Source organism: Thalassotalea sp. PLHSN55 (genome assembly GCF_052030545.1).
Lineage (GTDB): Bacteria > Pseudomonadota > Gammaproteobacteria > Enterobacterales > Alteromonadaceae > CANMXU01.
This window is the reverse complement of record NZ_JBPDIH010000001.1, coordinates 316465-336436: the sequence shown is the minus strand read 5'-3', so window position 1 is coordinate 336436 and position 19972 is coordinate 316465. Positions and strand designations below refer to the sequence as shown.

Genomic DNA, 19972 nt, shown 5'->3' with positions numbered 1-19972 from the left:
GTAGAAATGTCTAGCTACTTTCTTTGGCTTTTGCCTTAGGTTTCGCTTTAGCTTTTGCCTTAGGTTTGGCTTTTTTCTTTGGTTGCTCTTCTACCCAGCTACCATCAACATATTTTGCCGTCCAACCTGTTGCTTTACCTTCAACCTCAGTCATTACATACTGCTCTTTGGTTTTACGGCTATAACGTACGACCGCTAAATTACCTTCAGCATCTTTTTCTGGTGCGTCAGCTAAGTAATAAAATTTAGCAGATATTCTATCTCTAAAACGTTTTAATTCAGCCACTTTAGGTGCACGTGTTTCTCGTGAACGAGGAAAAGTATGCGCGGCAAGGAAAATGCCCGCTGCACCATCACGTAAAACAAAATGCGCGTCTGACTTTTCACATTCAAGTTCAGGTAATTGTACCGGATCTTCTTTTGGCGGCGCAGCTTCACCGTTGGCTAAGAGCTTACGCGTGTTTTTACATTCGCTATTAGTACAATCAAAGTACTTACCAAAACGGCCGTTTTTCAGCTCCATTGGCGACTGACAACGATCACATTCTAAAATTGGGCCGTCGTAGCCCTTGATCTTAAAAGTACCTAATTCTAATTCAACGCCATCACATACGGGATTATTACCACAAACATGTAATTTTCGTGTTTCATCAATAAGGTAGCTGTCCATCGCGGTGCCACATTTTTTACAACGTTGCATCGCTCTTAGCGCTTCGGTTTCTTGATCTTCAGCTAAAACACTGACCGCTTCTTCACCCGGCGTTAAGTTCATGGTAGTTGTGCAACGCTCTTTTGGCGGCAGTGCATAACCTGAACAACCTAAGAATACGCCTGTTGAAGCAGTTCTTATGCCCATTTTACGGCCACAAGTTGGGCAATCGATATCCGTTTCTACCGGCTCATTGCTGCGCATTCCGCCTTCTTCACTTGGCTTGTCTGCTAATGCTAATTTTGCGGTAAAACTTTTATAGAAGCCATCGAGTACTTCTTTCCATTGAGCATGACCTTCAGCAATTTCATCCAACTCACTTTCCATGTTGGCAGTAAAGTCATAACTCATTAATGTTTCAAAACTCATAGACAATGAGTCGGTAACGATTTCACCCATTTTTTCAGCGTAAAAACGTTTTTTCTCAAGACGTACATAACCACGGTCTTGTATGGTTGAGATAATAGACGCATAAGTTGATGGACGACCAATTGAACGTTTTTCTAACTCTTTAACCAATGATGCTTCGCCAAAACGTGCTGGTGGCTTAGTAAAATGTTGGGAAGGTGTTAGCTGTTGCAATGAAAGTTTTTCACCCACGGCTAAATCAGGCAAATGTTTGTCATCGCCTTTTGATAATTGCGGATGAACACGAGTCCAACCGTCAAACTGCATAACACGACCTTTCGCTTTTAAGTCAAAGCCTTGTGCACTGACCGTGATGGTACTAACCGTGTAGCGCGCTGCTGTCATCTGACAGGCAACAAACTGACGCCAAATCAGGTCGTAAAGTTTTTTACAGTCAGCATCCATATCTGCCATTAACGCAGATTCAAGTTTCACATTAGATGGTCTGATCGCCTCATGCGCCTCTTGAGCATTATCTTTGCTACCAAAAACACGTGGCTTTTCTGGCAAGTAATTTTCGCCATAAGATTGTGCAATATAATCACGACACATTTGCACCGCGTCTTTACTCAAATTAGTTGAGTCAGTACGCATATAAGTAATATGACCTGCTTCGTACAAACGTTGAGCTAAGCCCATAGTACGTTTTACACCAAAACCTAGTTTAGTACTGGCTGCTTGTTGTAATGTTGACGTAATAAACGGTGCCGACGCCATACTTTTTGATGGTTTGTCTTCACGCTTGCTAACGCTATATTCAGCGCCTTCTAATATCGCTAAAGCTTTTTTAGTATCCGCTTCATTGGTTGGCTTAAATGCTTTACCGTTTTCGTGGGTAACATCTAAGTTAAAATCTTTTTCATCAGCCGTTTTTGTTAACGCTTCTACTTCCCAAAACTCTTTTGGATCAAACGCTTTAATTTCACGTTCACGTTCAACAACCAGTTTTACTGCAACAGATTGCACACGCCCCGCTGAAAGGCCGCGAGCTACTTTTTTCCATAGTAACGGGCTAACCATAAAACCGACGACGCGATCTAAAAAGCGACGTGCTTGTTGGGCATTTACGCCCGGCATACTTAGTTCACTTGGCGTTGAAAACGCTTGTTGAATTGCATTTTCGGTAATTTCATTAAATACAACGCGGCGAAACTTTTCGTCTTCACCACCAATAATTTCTTTTAAATGCCACGCAATCGCTTCTCCCTCGCGATCCAAATCGGTTGCGAGATAAACAGTATCGGCACTGTCCGCAAGTTTTTTTAATTCGGTAACAACTTTTTCTTTACCGGGTAGTATTTGATAATTCGCTTTCCAGCCTTTGTCAGGGTCAATACCCATACGATTAATTAATGCTTGCTTGTCGCGTTTAGCTTTATATTTCGCTTTTGCTTCGGGCGTCATTTTACGCACTTCAGCAGGTGATTTGGCCGCAACTTTTTTACCTGTGCTACTCGTTGGCAAGTCACGTACGTGACCTACACTCGATTTCACAATAAAGCTTTTACCCAAATATTTGTTAATTGTCTTCGCTTTTGCTGGTGACTCGACAATTACCAGAGACTTTGCCATAAATTTTTATTTTCCTACAAAATGTGCTGTTCGGTACAGCATATATATTTATTGTATAACATGAGATTTGAACAAAAATAGAACGAGCAAGCTTTTTTTTGTTCGCATTGGCGATATTTTATACAATAGAGTGTTAATTCTAAAATTACTATTAGGTATATCTGTAATTGGGCGAGCTGACAAGCAATTATTTTTTAAAAATTCACCAATTCAGTTATTTTCGTTATAATAAAGGCGATTTTAAAGTGTCATCACCACTCAATTTTCACGTTATTGCAAACCCGAAATTTCATAACTATTCAGTTAATTTGGTACCCAAAAATACGTGACCACATAAATAAAGACGCTTTCCTGTTAAAGGTAGAATTATGACAACAAATTATGCAACTTTTATAAATAAAATTTCACAGTGTTTATGCCCACCAGGAGATGGTGTGTTCACCGTAAATACGGCGAAAGAGCGTAAGCAGCAGCTCCATAAAAGTATTTTTGGTCAAACAAATAATGTAAATGAGCTTTGGAAAACGTCATTAAACGAGCTTTCACAAGCGTCAAATGCAGTAATTTTAGGTATTGCATCTGATTGCGGTGGCGGTATTTTACGTGGCGCAAACTGGGGGCCACTGTTTTTACGTTCAACCTTATTAGAACAATATCCACAACTATCTACGTTTGATCTAGGAGATGTACGTGTTATTCCTCATCTCTTACACGATAAATACCTGAATGACGCCACATTAAGTAATTGTAAAAAAGCACTTTATCACGATGACAACAGTGATTTATGTGTAAGCCCGCTAAGCATTACTGAAGATGTATTACATGACTTTTATGCTAACTTCCCAGACAAAGGTATTTTTGGCATTGGCGGCGATCATTCAGTTAGCTACCCTTTAACCAAAGCGTATTTGCAGGCAAAAAAAGCCCAAGAAAAGCGCTGCGCCATTATTCATTTTGACGCACATACCGATCTTTTAGTCGAACGATTAGGCATCGATTTATGTTTTGGCTCTTGGTGCACCCATATACTTGATGACTTGCATGCCCCCAATCATTTAATACAAGTGGGCATTCGCTCAAGCGGCAAGCCCAAATCACACTGGGAAAACACCTTTGGCGTAAAACAACATTGGGCAAATGAAGTAAAAACCCAAGGTGTTGACGCCATTATTGCCACTATATTTGATCAGCTTAAAGACGAAAATATTGACGAGCTCTATGTGAGTTTTGATATTGATGCCCTAGATGATAGCTTTGCATCGGCAACAGGCACCCCAGAGCCCGACGGATTAAGCCCTGATGAAGCAATGCAGATATTAAAAGCCCTTGCTGCACAATACCCTATTACTGGCGCTGATATGATGGAAATAGCGCCATTTACCGACAGTTCGGGTTTAGGTAAAGTCAGTCAAGAAAAAACCTTAACGTCTGGCGCACTTATTTCAGCGTTTTTATTAGAGCAAATGGCAAAATGATGTTGGTGTAATTTTGCAAGATAATTGCCAGACATAAAAAAAGCTCCCGAGGGAGCTTTTTTAATAAGTGCTTATTTATCAAGTTAATCTGTATTAGTACAGTCAGCCGTAGAGCCAAACGGACTACTTAACCCTACATTGGCTACTGGTGGAGTAATATCTTCATTTAAAACATCTTCTGCTAGCACAGGTAGTGTAAACAATACATGCGTAGAGCTTTCTGTGCCTGTAACTTGAGCCCTTGCTATCAAGTTAATATCAACCCATTGCGCAAAACTTTCTGCATATAAAATATCGATAACAACTTGGCCGTTTTCATCGGTAGTTGTATCACCAATAATTGAAACTACATTTTCGGGGGTTAACTCGCCATCACCATTGATATCTTCGCCTGCATCTAAAATACCATCTTCGTTTAAATCTTCATTTGGACAAGAAATCAACCTATTAGCAGCCCAAGTAACAAAATCTTCCCCATCATATATTGGCACCCAGTAGCCCTTATAGAAATTATTGGGCACCGCAGAAACTGTCAGTTCAACATTTTCAACAGGGTTTGAATCTGCATCAACAACAAATATAGTGTACTGCTTATTATAGGTTGTAGCATTGTGCTCTATAATTGAATTACCTGTTCCTAAAGATATAAATAGCTCTCTATCGGCAACAGTTAAAGTAACAGTATCATTAACACTTGTATCTCTAACAGAAGCCTCAATTGAGACACCGTCTTTTGCTGAAACCGTATTCGACGTATAAACCGTAGAAGCTTGGCCATTACTATCGGTTACCGCACTTGCCGGAGAGATTTCACCGTTAGTAATATCAGTTAACTTAAAGTCTACAGTTTTATTTTTAACCAAGTTACCGTCAGCATCTCTGACAACAACACTAACTGTTGATGTTTGGCCACTTGGCCCTATAGATGCTGGTGAAACCTGTGCAATCAATGAATCAGCAGTTTCTGCGACAAATTCGAACTCAAGTTGGTTATTAAGAACCACATCACCATCGATACCGGTAAAAGTAACTAATGATTTACCTGCATTGCTTGAAGTTAATGTGGTAGAAACTTGGCCATTAACTGTAGTACCAGATGAGCTGCTTAACGCACCACGCGTTGCAGTAAAGCTAACACTTGTACCATCAGGTACATTAACACCTGAACGTTGCCATGTTAACGTAACGGTTGCAGTATCTGATAATAAAACATCAGGCGCATCATTGCCGGTAGGGTTTATTGTCGTCCCATTACCATTGTTAAAGCTTGAAAACAAAAATGAATCTGCTTGCACCGAGACATTGTGCTCTACCGAAGCCCCTAGAGCATCGGCAATTATGGTATTAGTACCACCTGAAGTTCCTATAACATCAAATATTGCCTGCCCGGTAAAGTCAGTGGTAACCGTTGTTGGTATGGTTATGTTTGACACAGCGCCAACTGGTGTTGCTGTTGATTCATTAGACAAAGAAAGTTGTATATCTGTATTGTTTATACCGTTACCATCTGAATCTAATAATTTTACAATAAAGGCATTTGAGTCGTTTAAGGCCAACGCTGAAGAACCATTTAATTGCACTGTCGTGCCTACCACTTGCACTTGAATCGTGTCAGATACTGAGCCGTTTGCGGCTGAAGCTGTAATGACGCGATTAGAAGGATCTGTTTGGGTTTTTAAAATCACTGTCGCCTTACCATCAGCCCCTGTTGTTGTTGTAACGGCTTCTAAATCACCAGAACTTGCTAAAAAGCTAACCTCAATATTTTCAAGCAAATTATTATTTTCATCTTTTGCAACTGCGGTTAAAAGAATTTCTTGAGAACCACTCGATGCAATTTGTTGGCTATCCGCGAATAAACTAATTTGATCGGCTGTCGGTTCACTATTCGAATTACCATCACCAGCACTAGTAAAGAAAATTGTATCAAGAACGACACCATCTTCTAATCCAGCACGAACACGTCCTGAGCCAGCAAGCTCTCCAGCATGAAGGGTAAGCAAAGCTACGCCATCGGCATCGGTTAATGCAGTACCAGTAGAAGGGGAAAAATAAGCTAAATCTGTATTATCGATATCAAAGCGAACTAATTCGCCCTGTAAAGGGATACCCGCCTGTGAGACAGTTGCAGTAATAGTCGCAGGACTCACTGCACTAACATCTACACTAGAAATAGATAATACTAAGTCAATCTCACTATTGGTACCGACACTAATAAAAGCCACAGTAGCGGGATCAGCATCATCAACTTCTGCCGTCACTTGGCCTGCTCCGGAAAGTTCTCCTGCATTTATCAATGTTGTCGCTTGACCATTAGAATCAGTAATAGCGGTTCCAATTCCCGATGGGAAAGTTGCCAAGTCAGCATTGTCTATAGTAAAGGTCACCAGCTTACCAGCAAGAGGACTGTCGCCTTCTAGCACTGTTGCTGTAAGTGTAGATTGAGGATCAATCGTCGTATCAGAAATTGTTACTGTGATAGTCGTTACAGTAGGGTCATCAGGTGTCCCACCACCATCTCCATTCCCTTCTAAGCTCCCATCTCCTCCACCACAACCGACAAGTGAGAGAAATAACAAGGTAAAACATATGCGTTTGAGCAGGTCCATACAAGGCATCCCCATGATATTTTTATAATAGTCCCATAGACATCTTAACTGATAATTTGCATAAAGGTCACTATCAATTACAAAAAACCGTTACAAGTTAGGTTTTTAATTAAAAACAGACCTGTTAGTCTATGCTTACTAATTATAATGAAGAATTGATTTTTTAAAAATTATGACTGAAAAAAAACAACCTAGCTTAACAAAGCGCATTGTTACCGCCATGGTAGCAGGTATTCTTGTTGGCTCACTATTACAATGGCTGATGCCAATAGGTGAAGACTTCGTTATACCACTATACTTTTTTGACATTTCGGTTCGTGGCTTTCTAATTGATGGCGTTTTCGAAGTTATTGGTCAAGTATTTATCTCTAGCTTACAAATGCTCGTTGTCCCCTTAGTATTTGTCTCTTTGGTGTGTGGTACCTGTTCACTTAGTGATACTTCTAAATTAGGCCGAATCGGCGGCAAAGCCATCGCCTTATACTTAATTACCACAGCTATAGCGATTACTTTTGCTATTTTTTTGGCGCTACTGATTAGCCCAGGTGAAGGGGTAAACATGGTCGCTAATACCACCTTCGAAGCTCGAGAGGCTCCGTCTCTAGCCCAAGTATTTATTGACATGTTCCCGCGTAATCCTTTCTCATCATTTGCCAAAGGCAACATGCTTCAGATAATTGTTTTTGCGTTGCTATTTGGTATCGCCACAGCCTTGTCAGGCAAAGCTGGTGAGCGAATTGCCAGTATTTTCGAAGACATGAATGAAGTTATCATGCGTTTAGTTGGTATTTTAATGAACATTGCACCCTATGGTGTTTTCTGTTTATTAGCCGGACTATTTACCGAAGTATCACTGGATACGTTTGGCAATTTGATCATTTATTTCTTAGTGGTATTTGGCGCGTTATTAATACACGGTTTAGTGACTTACCCACTACTACTCAAAGTATTTACCGGTTTAAACCCTGTCATTTTTCTTAAGAAAATGCGCGATACTGTCGTATTTGCTTTTTCAACCTCAAGCAGTAATGCGACCCTGCCTATTACCTTAGAAACCGTGACTAAAAAAATGGGTGTTAAAAACTCTATCGCCTCATTTACCGTGCCTTTAGGGGCAACAATTAATATGGACGGCACTGCAATTATGCAAGGTGTTGCCACCGTATTTATTGCACAGGTATTTAACCAAGACCTAACGTTAAGCCAATACTTAATGGTAATTTTAACCGCTACATTAGCCTCTGTTGGAACAGCAGGCGTACCAGGTGTAGGTTTAATTATGCTCGCAATGGTATTAGAACAAGTTGGCTTACCGGTTGAAGGTATTGCGCTAATTATTGGTGTAGACCGCTTATTAGATATGACCCGTACGGCAGTGAACGTAACTGGCGATAGCATGGTAAGTGTGATTGTTGGCAAGTCTGAACAACAGTTTGATAGTGAAATGTACCATGATGAAAATGCCGGTAGAAAAATCGAGGAAATTGATTTTCACCACTTAAAAGGTGAGAACAAGTAATTTAGGTTTTGTTACAGGGTCTTCTCTATGTAGCTTATATTTAGTAAGCTTCGTACAAATAAAAACGCCAGCATTTATGCTGGCGTTTTTGTTTCTCAACGTTCTATTTGTTAGGTAGCTGTTGAGCAATGTTATACCCGACTATGAGCATTTTAGGTTATCGATTGCCTTCAAAACATCTCACAATAGCGAATAGCTTAGTTAGGGAAAATACGGTTATTTTGCCACAGCTTGCCAATAATGCTTTCAAACGATAATGAAGCAGCTTTAGAAAACTTTTCAGCTAAGCCTTTTTTCGTTGCATATTTCACTAAAATCACTTGCTGCTCTTTACTCGCCGCTTGCAAGTAATCATCACTGGTTTGAATATTATCAACCAAACCTAGCTCTTTTGCTTTTAAACCAAACCAATGCTCACCTGTAGCCACTTTGGCCACATCTAAACTTGGACGATGTTCGCTAACAAAGTCTTTGAACAGAACATGGGTTTCTTCAAGCTCTTCAACAAATTTTTCACGACCTTTATCAGTGTTTTCACCAAACATGGTCACTGTGCGCTTAAATTCACCTGCGGTGAATTGTTCGTAATCAATGTCATTTTTCTTGAGTAACTTATTGAAGTTAGGCAATTGCGCAATAACGCCAATTGATCCAACAATAGCAAATGGCGCTGAGATAATTTTATCTGCGACACACGCCATCATATAACCGCCACTCGCAGCAACTTTATCTACCGATGCGGTTAATGGAATATTGTGTTGGCGAATTCTATCAAGCTGAGAAGCGGCTAAACCGTATCCATGCACCATACCACCGCCGCTTTCGAGACGAACAAAAACTTCATCTTTTTCGGTAGCAACGGTTAAAATCGCACTGATTTCTTCACGTAAAGAGCTCACTTCTTTGGCATCAATGCTGCCTTTAAAGTCAACCACAAACAAACGTGCAGGTTCGTCCTTTTTTTCTGCTTTAGCTGCTTTTTTATTGGCTTTAGATTTTTCTTTTTCAGCCTTTTTATCTTGCTTTTCTTTTTCTTTAAGCTCTTCTTTACTCAATAAGTGATGAATAAAGTCTTGCTCGACGTCTTGGTATTGTTCAGATAAATCGGTGATCTCCAACTCACCTTTTTTACTGCCTTGCTTAATTGCGGTAGAAGCAACCACGGCAACAATTGCAATAATGGCAACAACAAATGTAATCGCTTTTGCCAAAAATAGTCCGTATTCGTATAAAAATTCCAACAGCTCTCTCCTAAAACATGCAATAAAGAAGCACTCTTTATTGCAGTTATTTTGTCTCGGTTATGTTGATTATTATATGGGGGAAGTATTCAGAATTTAAAGAGGTCGTTGCAAGATAAGTTAGCGCCTATAAAAAAGCCGATTAACATAGCGGTTAATCGGCTTAATTTTTATCTTTATCGATAGATTCGTGCTAGTTCACTAGAGTGTCATCTGTAACAACAATAGCACCTGAACTAAAGAACCCCGCCACTTGGCCTTGCATTTCCTCAGTTGCTTTAAGTGCAAACTCTGGGCTAGCAGTAACACCTTCTTGGTGTTCATGGCTTAAAATAGAGCTATGACTTCCATATAAGAAACGCACAGCACCAGAGCCCGGAGTGATTCCGCTACTAACACCGTCTAATCCTAATAAGGCAATTGCACCTTCAGTTCCACCTAACGGTGCAGTTGAAACTGTATTTGGAATAACCTGATCAGATAAGTTATCTACACCGTTACCAACCACTTCAATTAAATGTGTCGGCGTTTGTGTTGCTGCAAGGCGGCTTGCATAGTTTACTGGGTCACCCGAGTCCGTCACAGTTTGAGCTGCAAACGCAAACGAAGAAAACGTACCCTGTAGTATTGCCTCCTCTTCGGGGTACATAACAACATACTCTATATATGCTGCTTCGATTTGAGCGGCAGTTGCCCCTTCAGGATATTCCCCTGCAATGTATGTTTGGAAGTGTTCATGCTCAGCATAAGCTAAACTTGACTTAATCGTATTGGCAAATGCGCCAGATTCCATCAAAAAGTTCGCAACCATCACACCTGGCATTGCCAAACTATTTGAGTCTACTGCAAACATGCCGTCTAACGCTGGGTCTAATTCGCTATTCGTTAATGCTAAAAAGTTAATACCCGTAATAGCACCCAACGAGTGACCTAAGAAATGAACATTGCTCGCGTCGACTTTATCACCAGTCCCGTCACCAATTACCGTCGCATTTAAAGCAAAGCGAAGCCCTAAAAGGTCTGCTGTACTTTGGCGTAAATTATCACGTGTTGTTAGCAAACTCGCTAAATTCATATAATGCGTTGCGGATACTGTTGAAGCATTGATATCGTCAGTACCATCAAAGTCTAAGTCGAAGCCTCGGCTACCATGAAGCGGATGATCAATTGCAACGGTTGCATAACCAAATGCTGATAGCACGCCAGTAATCGCTAACATATCTTCTTTTTTGGATGTAATGCCATGCTGAAGCATAACTACAGGCCAACCATTTTCTGGCATTGCGGTTAATGCCGGCAAACCAAAACCTGCACGTACTGCATCAGTTACTGGTGAAATAACAGGCGTGGTCATTTGCACATCAAGCTCGCCTGGGTTACCAATCCAAGGCATATCACTTGCTACCGAAGGTGCTGGCACAGGGCTGAACTTAGTTAAATTACGTTCGGTATCTAATGGAAATGCAGAGCTTAGATCCCTTAAACCCGGCCAAGGTAATCCGGCCGCTTGAGCAATAGCGATACACTGCCCATCAGAAACACTTAATGGCGTTTCTTCTGAAGGGATCGCTTCAGGGTTTGTTGCCGCTAAACCGGCTAACATCGCACCTGAGTCACATAAACTAGTCCACCACTCATTAACCGGTGCTTGTGGGTTAGCCATGCTAGGAATACCTAAATAATAAGGTAATGTAACCGTGCCTTCATGATAACTTGCTGTTGAATACAATGCATTTAGCTCTAGAGCCGCAGACGGAATACCAAGTTTTTCGGCAACAGATTCAGTAGAAGGGTCAATCATCATCACAGGAGGCATGCCACCTTGTAATAAAGGTGCAGCTAATAGCGATTTAACCGTATCTAATACGTCAGATGTTGACTGAGTAGTTATCGCCGCAGAATATATAATTGTTTCTTTATCAACACCTGCGCTAGCGACTGCCGTTTCAAAGCTATTAATTACGCCTTGCAAAGCAAGTTGTGACTCACTGCCTAATGGTGAGGTATTAATATCTTGTTGAACAAGTTCATAGGTCGTCGATGGAGCAATAGCGTTACCTGCATCATCTTGCAGGCTATCTGTCATTACCAGAATGTAGGTTGTTTTAGGCTCAAGTGGTTTAAGCGGTATTACTGCAACACTATCACCCGACTTCTGCGTAATAAAATCAGTAGTGTAGGCTAATTCAGAGACAATTTTACACGCCAATCCACGAGTCACACTTGCACATTGTTCATCACTTGTATCACCGCCCATAACTGCTTTAAATATACGCACAGATTCAGGGTTAAATACTGAGTTACCGTCAAGCTCTTTGCCTTCAGGGAAAATAATATCAAGAACAAATGGATTTACTGTCGACCAACCGTCAAGTGCACTAAGCGCGACAAAAGGATCTGAGCCATCAGTAGGATCATCAACTGGTGGGTTTAACGTGCCATCAGTTGTTTCTAAAAATAATAAATCGTTTGGAACGGATAAGTCGCCGTTACTAGGATCAAACTTCACTCTTGCTGCAATCGAAATGCCGGTATCATTTTCTATGGCATCGTTTTGCGCGTCTTCTAGTGATTCGCTATCACACGCACTTAGTCCTAGTGCACTAATCACAGCGAGGCTGAGTACTAGCTTTTTCATTTTATCTCCCCATCAATAAGTCTATTTTTTTATAAATTTTAAACAAGTTAATAGCTGTTAGTTGCTTTATTACTGCTCTAGCCCAACTTGTTAGACCAGTTAAACTTAACTCAAGATCCTTCGTTGTGCTAGCTTTTTTTGATTTCTTCGAGATTTTTATTACTAATTGTAGTCGTATTTAAAATTTTCACTCGTCAGCTTCACAGTCACAGAGTAGAATTGTTGTTATAAGAAACTAACAGACATTTTTCATGTTCGATTATCAAATAAAAGACAACTGCCTTAGTAATAAAAACATTTTAATCACCGGTGCTGGCGACGGTATTGGCCGACAAGCAGCGCTCACTTATGCCAAACTAGGTGCTACGGTGATTTTACTTGGCAAAACAGTAAAGAAATTGGAAGCCGTATACGATGAAATTATGGCATTAGGCGCACCAGAGCCGGCAATTATCCCTTTAGACTTAAAAGGCGCGACCAAACAAAATTATGTTGATATGGCAGCCACAATTGCCGAGCAAGTTGGACAACTTGATGGCGCGCTACTTAACGCATCGATGTTAGGCGAATTAAATCCATTTACACAAATTCACGAGCAAATTTGGCAAGATGTGATGCAAGTGAATGTCACCTCACAGTTCTTACTCGCTCAAGCACTTATTCCAACCATGTTAAATGCTAAAAATGCATCGTTAGTATTTACGTCATCGGGTGTTGGTAACAAAGGTCGTGCGTTTTGGGGAGCTTACAGTATTTCTAAATTTGCAACCGAAGGCATGATGCAAGTTATCGCTGATGAATACGACAGTTCAACGCTGCGCTGCAATGCAATTAACCCTGGCGCAACTGAAACCAAAATGCGCGCAAGTGCCTACCCTGCTGAAGACAAATCAAAACTAGCGTCTCCTGAAGATATTATGCCCTTATATGTATATTTAATGAGTGACGACAGCATAGGCGAAACAGGTAAAACGTTAAAAGCCCAATAGTTTGTAATTTTTTTCAAGTATCAAAGTTCAAGTAACAGAAATAAAAAAACGAGCTACCTAGGTAGCTCGTTTTTTATAAAATGATTGCCGAGTATCAAAATATTTTATCGACAACATTGGTACAAAAAGCTATCAAAGCGCTTATTATCTAAGCTCTCTGCGCAATATTTTACCAACATTCGTTTTAGGTAACTCTTCACGATATTCAATAAGTTTAGGCACTTTATAGTTAGTTAAGTTATCTTTGCAATGCGCGATTAGCTCTTTCTCTAGAACTTTTTCACCTTTACAAACAATAAATACTTTAACCACTTCACCCGACACTTCATGAGGCACACCAATCGCGGCAGCTTCTAAAATACCGTCATGCATCATCACTACTTCTTCAATTTCATTCGGGAAGACATTAAAGCCAGAAACAATAATCATGTCTTTTTTGCGATCCACTATCTTAAAAAAGCCTTTAAAATCCATTTCGGCAATATCACCTGTCGCGAGCCAGCCATCTTTTAATATTTCATCTGTCGCTTCTTGGCGGTTATAATAACCTTTCATCACTTGTGGACCTTTAACCCACATCTCGCCTGATTCGCCTATTTCTGCTTCACTGCCGTCTTCTTTGATGATACGAATATCAGTTGATGGTGCTGGCACACCAATACTACCGTCATAACTCGCTAAATCATATGGGCTAAGCGTTACCATAGGTGCACATTCGGTTAAGCCATAACCTTCTAATAAACGTGTACCGGTGACATTTTGCCAGCGCTCTGCAACTGGGCGCTGAACAGCCATACCGCCGCCGAGCGACATTTTTAACGTGCTAAAGTCTAAATCTTTAAAGCCTGGCGTATTAAGCAAACCATTAAATAAGGTATTAACCCCTGTGACGGCCGTAAATGGGTATTTCGATAATTCTTTAACAAAGCCCGGCATATCACGCGGGTTTGTGATTAATAAGTTGGTGCCACCTAAAGTAATAAAAGTCAGGCAGTTCGCCGTTAAGGCAAATATATGATAAAGCGGTAAGGCAGTAACAACGATCTCTTCGCCTTCTTTTAATAACGGTTTAATCGCCGCTTTCGCCTGTTCAAGGTTTGCCACCATATTTCTATGGGTTAACATCGCTCCTTTCGAAACCCCTGTAGTACCGCCAGTATATTGAAGAAACGCTAAGTCCTCTCCTTGAATATCGACTGGTGTAAAAGTTAGGTTCGCACCTTTTGCCAAGACATGATTAAAACGAATTGCATTGGGCAAATTAAAACTGGGCACCATTTTTTTAATATACTTAACAACACAGTTAACCAATGCGCCTTTAATCGTACCTAAACGATCACCAAGCGAGGTTAAAATTACGTGCTCAACTGGCGTTTTCGCTATAACTTCTTCCAATGTGTGCGCGAAATTTTCAATAATCAACATGGCTTTTGTGCCAGAGTCTTTTAATTGATGCTCTAATTCACGTGCAGTATAAAGTGGGTTAACGTTAACTACGGTTAAACCCGCCAGTAACGCACCAAACAAAGCAACCGGATATTGCAAACAGTTTGGTACCATAATGGCAAATTTGTCGCCTTTTTTAAGGCCTAAATCGTTTTGTAAATAAGCAGCGAAAGCTGTTGATTGCTCAAATAGTTCTTGATATGAAATTTCAGCGCCCATATTGATAAACGCGGTAACATGAGAATATTGCTTGGTGTATTTATTGAACATTTCAACTATTGATGAGTATTTATCAGCATCAATTTCAAACGGCACACCGGGCGGGTAACTTTTCTCAAGCCAAATTTTTCCCACAACATCTCTCCTCTATTTTTTGGTTATTCTACCAGCAATATTTTTAATTTTTTGGGCTGCTAGTTTGATCTACGAATCGCTGATTGAAACACAGAACAAAAAATCAAACAACCGTTTTAAATTGTCTAAATCAAATTATCCCTAATTAATGTTGATATTAGTCGAAAAACTGAAAATAAAGCGATTTTACTCTAATTTTTTGCTGTTAGATTTTCAATAAATGCTTGAACAAGTTGCACAGTAGCTTGTGGAACTTCCATATGAAAATGGTGGCCGCCCGGTAATTGATGCGCGGTAAAATCATTAAACAGAGGGCCAAATTTTTCTAAACCAACCGTTACCATTTCCATACCTTTTTCACCATAAATTAACTGTACAGGCACCTTAATATCTTTAACAAACTGCTTAGCTTGCGCATATGTAATACGATACGGAGATGTCATGCGCAAGCGACTGTCTGCCCGCCAAATATACCCATCAGCCTGTTTAACTAAGCCGCGTTTTACAATGATTTTTGCTTGTTCAAAGGCGAGATCTGAGACCGCAACACGGGCATTAATTGCTGACTGTTGACTCGGGTGACAATTTTTTTGTTTGCTACGCCCTTTTAGCCTACTAAGCATGCCTTGGCGCAGTTGGTCTGTGGTTTGTTCAGCTTTGGCGCTAATAAAACCTATAGAGTCTAACAGCGTAAGTGATTTAACTTTCTCTGGAAATGCTGCACTAAAGGCTGAGGCAATCATACCGCCCATCGAGTGCCCAACAATATTAATACGTTGCCACTGGTTTAATTCAAATAACTGCAATAAGTCATAAACCCAGTCAATAAAATGATAATGCGCATCACCACTTCGGTGACTTGAAAAGCCGTGGCCAGCCCAATCTATAGCAATAACACGTTTGTTTTCAAAAAATGGCATCAGTGGCAAAAAACTGGCTGCGTTATCTAGCCAACCATGCAGACACAAAACAATTTCATCGTCGTCACTACCACACGCTAAACCATGTAATGATAGCGAGCCCAAATCGTAGCATATTTCTTCGATATTCAGATTAGCCATAATCGCTCCACAAGCCTATACCCTAGTATACAAGCGTATTTTTTAACGTGATTTTTTGCTTAATAAAAATATCGCAAATACAGCAATTGCCATCCACAAGGCGACCCAAATAATTTCAGGAATAAAGGTCATATTCGCTAAGGCAGCGCCATCGCCAATCGCTCGTCCGTCAAACAAATGCAGCGGGCTATATAAACTATTTAGCAAGACCATCATGCCTGTCAATTGCAATAAGGGTTGTAGGTAATGCAGTTTTTTAAATTTATACGGCAAAATTAGCAGGGCCAATAACACGACAACAATTACCGCGGTAAGCAGGTCGCGCACCCAAAACAGCATACAGGTTATTAATAAAATAATAATGGCACTACTAAAAATAAGCGCTAAACGCTTATTTACCGAGGCAATCGAAAAAATAATCGCGCCCCATATACTTGCGCCGGCATAGCCCATAAAGCTAATTAAAAAACCAAAGCCGCCACGCGTGGTACAAAGCCCAGCACCATTAGGAAAAAGCTGAATACTAACAATTTTTCCGCCGGTAATAAGAGCAGCTAAGCCATGACTAATTTCATGAAAAAAACTTTCTAGCCATTTAAATGGAATAGAAACAAAAGGAATTTGGTGGACAATAATTGCGGCGAGTAAAAACAACCAAAATTGTGTTTTTTTACTCCACCTAGATTTGGACTCAGGCAAGTAAATCAACTCCAAATATTTGCTGAATGTTTTCCCGCTGACTTAAGTTACTGACACTTTGATAAACCGAGACCGCAGTTTGGTTTTGCATTGATGGTTGATCGTAATCGGTATGCTTAAAAGATTGCGACTGTGAAGATTGTTGCTGCTGATTTTGCTGAACTAATAGCAACGACTGCTCGTTAACATCAAAACGACTTTGTTGCTTGTCGCCTTGTTGCTTTTCCTGCTCAAGAGCGACTTCCGCTGGCTTTTTTAAAGCATGCGCTTGTTTTTTAGCATGTTCTACAGCTTGTAATGCTGAAGCAGTTTGAGATATTTTCATCAGTTTAATCTAACAAATAAAACCATAAAGGCAAAGGTAAAAGCCATACATATAGATCGTGCTGACCTTTGCGGTATAAATTTCGAACGAACAAAGTGTAATACACTTTAACTAACGTCAAATAATTGTGCATTTATTACTCAGTGATAATATCTCAGCAATAATGAGACCAATTTATTATCTACCAGGTAATTTTTTCCACGACACAGTATCTCGTACATATACCGGCTGAGCTTGCTCTGCTGAAACAGCTTCGCCTTGGGCAAATTTTTCCATTGCTATGGTTAACATATCAAGCGCGTCAGGATACAAGATATCAGGTGTTCCTTGATTCGATTTTTCAATTGATATGTTCGCTTGATAGGCATCCCAACCAGTACCAACGCCATAAAATTGTTGGTTAAACCCTTGATAGTGCTCGCTCGCTTTTTCTGGTGAAAGCACGGCATCGGCTTGATTGGCAACCATTAACTTGTTCTCGTTTAAGCTAAAACCGTTTGTGTAAATTTCAGACATGCGAGCATCAATTGCTGCGATTACTTCGATTGCCCCTGTTTTACGGTAAGCTTGTTGCGCCATCGCTTGTAAGGTTGAAACGCCAACAACGGGTAAATTAGCAGCAAATGCCAAACCTTGAGCAACACCAATACCAATGCGCACACCGGTGAAACTGCCCGGACCTTGGCCATAAATCAATCCGTCTAATTCAGCAAGCTGACAATTGGCTTCTTTTAAAACTTCATCAACCATAGGTAACAATACAATGCTGTGAGACTGCGGACACAGCTCAAAGCGATGAAAAACATTTCCTTGATAGGTTAATGCGACAGAACAGGCTTCTGTTGAGGCGTCAATGGCCAAATAATTCACAATAAAATTCTCTAACTATGTTAAAAACTAACAAACATCCCCTCAATAAAGAGGCTGTTATAATTCACTTAACGGCTTACTTTTCTGATATTTCAGTTAAAAATTTAGCCGCTTTATCTAAGTCTCGACTTCGCTGCATCGCAGGCAAACTCTTTAAAAATACTTGACCATAGGGACGATTAACCAATCTATCATCACAGATGACCATAACCCCTTGATCTTTTACATCGCGGATCAGCCGTCCAACACCTTGCTTTAAAGCAATAATGGCTTGTGGCAATTGAATATCAGCAAATGGATCGCCACCTTGGCGTTTATTATCTTCGCTTCGCGCCTGTAACAGTGGGTCATCGGGTGACGCGAACGGCAATTTATCAATGATAACACAGGTTAGCTTATCACCTCTAACATCAACCCCTTCCCAAAAACTCGCCGTTGCCAGTAATACCGCATCCGGCGTTTGTTCGAACTCTTCAAGTAGTTTTCTTTTGCCCATTTGCCCTTGAACTAATAACGGTGTTTCTACTTCTTGCGCCAATAGCTCTGCCACCATGTGCATCATTCGATAACTGGTAAATAGCATAAAACAAGCACCATTACTGGCGGTAATTAAAGGCTTGGCCAATTCAACCAACGCACTGGCGCGATTGGCGTGATGAGGCTGAGGTAAATACCTAGGCACAATAAGTTGAGATTGCTGTTGATAATTAAATGGGCTATCAAGTAATAACTCGGCAGAGTTTTCAATACCTAATTGACTGGCAAAATGCGTAAATTCTTCGTTTACCGCCAGCGTTGCCGAGGTAAAAACCCAGCCAGCGTTTGAATTTTTAATATGTTCACTAAACTTATCAGCAATGCTGAGTGGTGTTTGATGCAAGACCACATGTCGACGTGTGGTTTCATACCAAAAGCTGATGCCAAAACCTTCAACTTGAGCCATGGCATCACATTTAGTCAATAAGGCGACGGCTCGATCAAAACAGTTGTCAATGGCTTCATTTCTTGAAACACACAATTTGATCACTTGATACAAGAAGTCTAAATCTGTTTGAATATCTTTAAAGGCTTTGCTGATGCGCACTTGTGTTATTTTGTCACGCCAATTGCCACGCTGTGGGTCATGAGGAAAAAGCAGTCGAAACTCTTGGCAACTGCGCTGTAACTTTTCTGCCGCTTTCCCTAACTGTTTTACATCGGTTAGTTCAGTTAGGTATTGCTTGATCACATCTGAGCACAAGTCTAATAAGGTGCGGGTTGATAATGCTTGACCAAAGTATTCGCTAGCAATATCTGGAATTTGATGTGCTTCATCAAAAATTACCACATCAGTTTTTGGAATAAGTTCGCCAAAGCCGGTGTCTTTTAATGCCATGTCGGCAAAAAACAAATGGTGATTAACCACCACCACGTCGGCATCTATCGCTTTTTTTCTAGCATCAACCAAATAACAATCGTCAATGTTGGGGCAATCTTTAGCAAGGCAATTATCTAACGTGCTAGTAATATGCGGGAAAATAGGTGAGTCTTCGGCCACATTGGTTAATTCACCAATATCACCACTTGAAGTCATTGTTGCCCATTTTTGCACGCTGACAAAGTCACTTAATGCCTGTGCATCAAGCTGACCACGGGTATGTTTAAACTGGTCTAAATGATACAAACATAAATAATTTGCACGCCCTTTAAGTAAGGCAATTTGCGCTTTAGTCGCCAATGCATTTTTAATTAAAGGCACATCTTTATGAAAAAGCTGCTCTTGTAGGTTTTTAGTCCCTGTGGACACAATGACCTTTTTGCCATTTTCACCTTCATTTGCTAGCAAAGCGGGGATCAAATATGCAAAAGTTTTACCGGTACCTGTGCCAGCTTCAACAATTAAACTACTTTGATTTTCAATCGCCTGAGCAACTTCCAATGCCATGTCTATTTGGGCTTGGCGTGGTGAATAACCGCTAATAGTTTTAGCAAGTAAACCCGATTCTGAAAAAGCGTGCTCTACAGGTGTCATTAAATAAGGGCAATAAAAAATTTTCGCTATTATACCCAAGCAAGCA

General features: G+C 40.5%; 13 protein-coding genes. 3 read left to right on the top strand and 10 right to left on the bottom strand.

Annotation, left to right across the window (positions count from 1 at the left end; genetic code table 11):
• Nucleotides 1-10 precede the first annotated feature (10 nt).
• The gene (gene topA, locus ACRRSQ_RS01625) at nt 11-2689 is read right to left on the bottom strand and encodes a type I DNA topoisomerase (RefSeq protein WP_440873939.1); all 2679 of its coding nucleotides are present in this window, start codon (nt 2687-2689) and stop codon (nt 11-13) included.
• Nucleotides 2690-3057: 368 nt separating this feature from the next.
• On the opposite strand from topA, the gene ACRRSQ_RS01620 reads away from it, so the two are divergent.
• Nucleotides 3058-4164 (top strand): arginase family protein, encoded by a 1107-nt coding sequence (locus ACRRSQ_RS01620; RefSeq protein WP_440873938.1) that lies wholly within the window; start codon nt 3058-3060, stop codon nt 4162-4164.
• A gap of 83 nt (nt 4165-4247) precedes the next feature.
• On the opposite strand, the gene ACRRSQ_RS01615 is transcribed toward ACRRSQ_RS01620, so the two are convergent.
• Nucleotides 4248-6773 (bottom strand): Ig-like domain-containing protein, encoded by a 2526-nt coding sequence (locus tag ACRRSQ_RS01615; protein WP_440873937.1) that lies wholly within the window; start codon nt 6771-6773, stop codon nt 4248-4250.
• A 172-nt stretch (nt 6774-6945) separates the two neighbouring features.
• On the opposite strand from ACRRSQ_RS01615, the gene ACRRSQ_RS01610 reads away from it, so the two are divergent.
• The gene (locus tag ACRRSQ_RS01610; RefSeq protein WP_440873936.1) at nt 6946-8292 is read left to right on the top strand and encodes a dicarboxylate/amino acid:cation symporter; all 1347 of its coding nucleotides are present in this window, start codon (nt 6946-6948) and stop codon (nt 8290-8292) included.
• Between the two features lie 197 nt (nt 8293-8489).
• Here the strand turns inward: ACRRSQ_RS01610 and sohB are convergent, their stop codons facing one another.
• The gene (sohB, locus tag ACRRSQ_RS01605; RefSeq protein ID WP_440873935.1) at nt 8490-9533 is read right to left on the bottom strand and encodes a protease SohB; all 1044 of its coding nucleotides are present in this window, start codon (nt 9531-9533) and stop codon (nt 8490-8492) included.
• 193 nt (nt 9534-9726) lie between these two features.
• Nucleotides 9727-12171, bottom strand: coding sequence for a VolA/Pla-1 family phospholipase (locus ACRRSQ_RS01600; protein ID WP_440873934.1), 2445 nt, complete (start codon nt 12169-12171; stop codon nt 9727-9729).
• A gap of 251 nt (nt 12172-12422) precedes the next feature.
• Here ACRRSQ_RS01600 and ACRRSQ_RS01595 point away from each other — a divergent pair, with 251 nt between their 5' ends.
• Nucleotides 12423-13160 (top strand): YciK family oxidoreductase, encoded by a 738-nt coding sequence (locus tag ACRRSQ_RS01595; RefSeq protein ID WP_440873933.1) that lies wholly within the window; start codon nt 12423-12425, stop codon nt 13158-13160.
• 144 nt (nt 13161-13304) lie between these two features.
• Here the strand turns inward: ACRRSQ_RS01595 and fadD are convergent, their stop codons facing one another.
• From fadD to ACRRSQ_RS01565, 6 genes are all read right to left on the bottom strand, one after another.
• Nucleotides 13305-14960: a long-chain-fatty-acid--CoA ligase FadD gene (fadD, locus tag ACRRSQ_RS01590; protein ID WP_440873932.1), complete on the bottom strand. Its 1656-nt coding sequence runs from the start codon at nt 14958-14960 to the stop codon at nt 13305-13307.
• A gap of 191 nt (nt 14961-15151) precedes the next feature.
• Nucleotides 15152-16021, bottom strand: a complete 870-nt coding sequence (locus ACRRSQ_RS01585; protein WP_440873931.1) for an alpha/beta fold hydrolase — start codon at nt 16019-16021, stop codon at nt 15152-15154.
• Between the two features lie 42 nt (nt 16022-16063).
• Nucleotides 16064-16720, bottom strand: a complete 657-nt coding sequence (locus ACRRSQ_RS01580; protein WP_440873930.1) for a M50 family metallopeptidase — start codon at nt 16718-16720, stop codon at nt 16064-16066.
• On the bottom strand, nt 16713-17045 hold the full coding sequence (locus tag ACRRSQ_RS01575; RefSeq protein WP_440873929.1) for a hypothetical protein: 333 nt from the start codon (nt 17043-17045) through the stop codon (nt 16713-16715). Before ACRRSQ_RS01575 ends, ACRRSQ_RS01580 begins: the two co-directional genes overlap by 8 nt.
• A 177-nt stretch (nt 17046-17222) precedes the next feature.
• Entirely contained in the window at nt 17223-17915 is a 693-nt protein-coding gene (gene tsaB, locus ACRRSQ_RS01570; RefSeq protein WP_440873928.1) for a tRNA (adenosine(37)-N6)-threonylcarbamoyltransferase complex dimerization subunit type 1 TsaB, read from the bottom strand.
• A gap of 76 nt (nt 17916-17991) precedes the next feature.
• Complete coding sequence (locus ACRRSQ_RS01565) at nt 17992-19926, bottom strand: ATP-dependent DNA helicase (RefSeq protein ID WP_440873927.1); 1935 nt, start codon at nt 19924-19926, stop codon at nt 17992-17994.
• Nucleotides 19927-19972: the final 46 nt, after the last annotated feature.

Coding starts and splice junctions, on each gene's coding strand:
- topA (WP_440873939.1), bottom strand. CDS start 2,689: ATGGCAAAGTCTCTGGTAATTGTCGAGTCACCAGCAAAAGCGAAGACA.
- ACRRSQ_RS01620 (WP_440873938.1), top strand. CDS start 3,058: ATGACAACAAATTATGCAACTTTTATAAATAAAATTTCACAGTGTTTA.
- ACRRSQ_RS01615 (WP_440873937.1), bottom strand. CDS start 6,773: ATGGACCTGCTCAAACGCATATGTTTTACCTTGTTATTTCTCTCACTT.
- ACRRSQ_RS01610 (WP_440873936.1), top strand. CDS start 6,946: ATGACTGAAAAAAAACAACCTAGCTTAACAAAGCGCATTGTTACCGCC.
- ACRRSQ_RS01600 (WP_440873934.1), bottom strand. CDS start 12,171: ATGAAAAAGCTAGTACTCAGCCTCGCTGTGATTAGTGCACTAGGACTA.
- ACRRSQ_RS01595 (WP_440873933.1), top strand. CDS start 12,423: ATGTTCGATTATCAAATAAAAGACAACTGCCTTAGTAATAAAAACATT.
- ACRRSQ_RS01585 (WP_440873931.1), bottom strand. CDS start 16,021: ATGGCTAATCTGAATATCGAAGAAATATGCTACGATTTGGGCTCGCTA.
- ACRRSQ_RS01575 (WP_440873929.1), bottom strand. CDS start 17,045: ATGAAAATATCTCAAACTGCTTCAGCATTACAAGCTGTAGAACATGCT.
- ACRRSQ_RS01565 (WP_440873927.1), bottom strand. CDS start 19,926: ATGACACCTGTAGAGCACGCTTTTTCAGAATCGGGTTTACTTGCTAAA.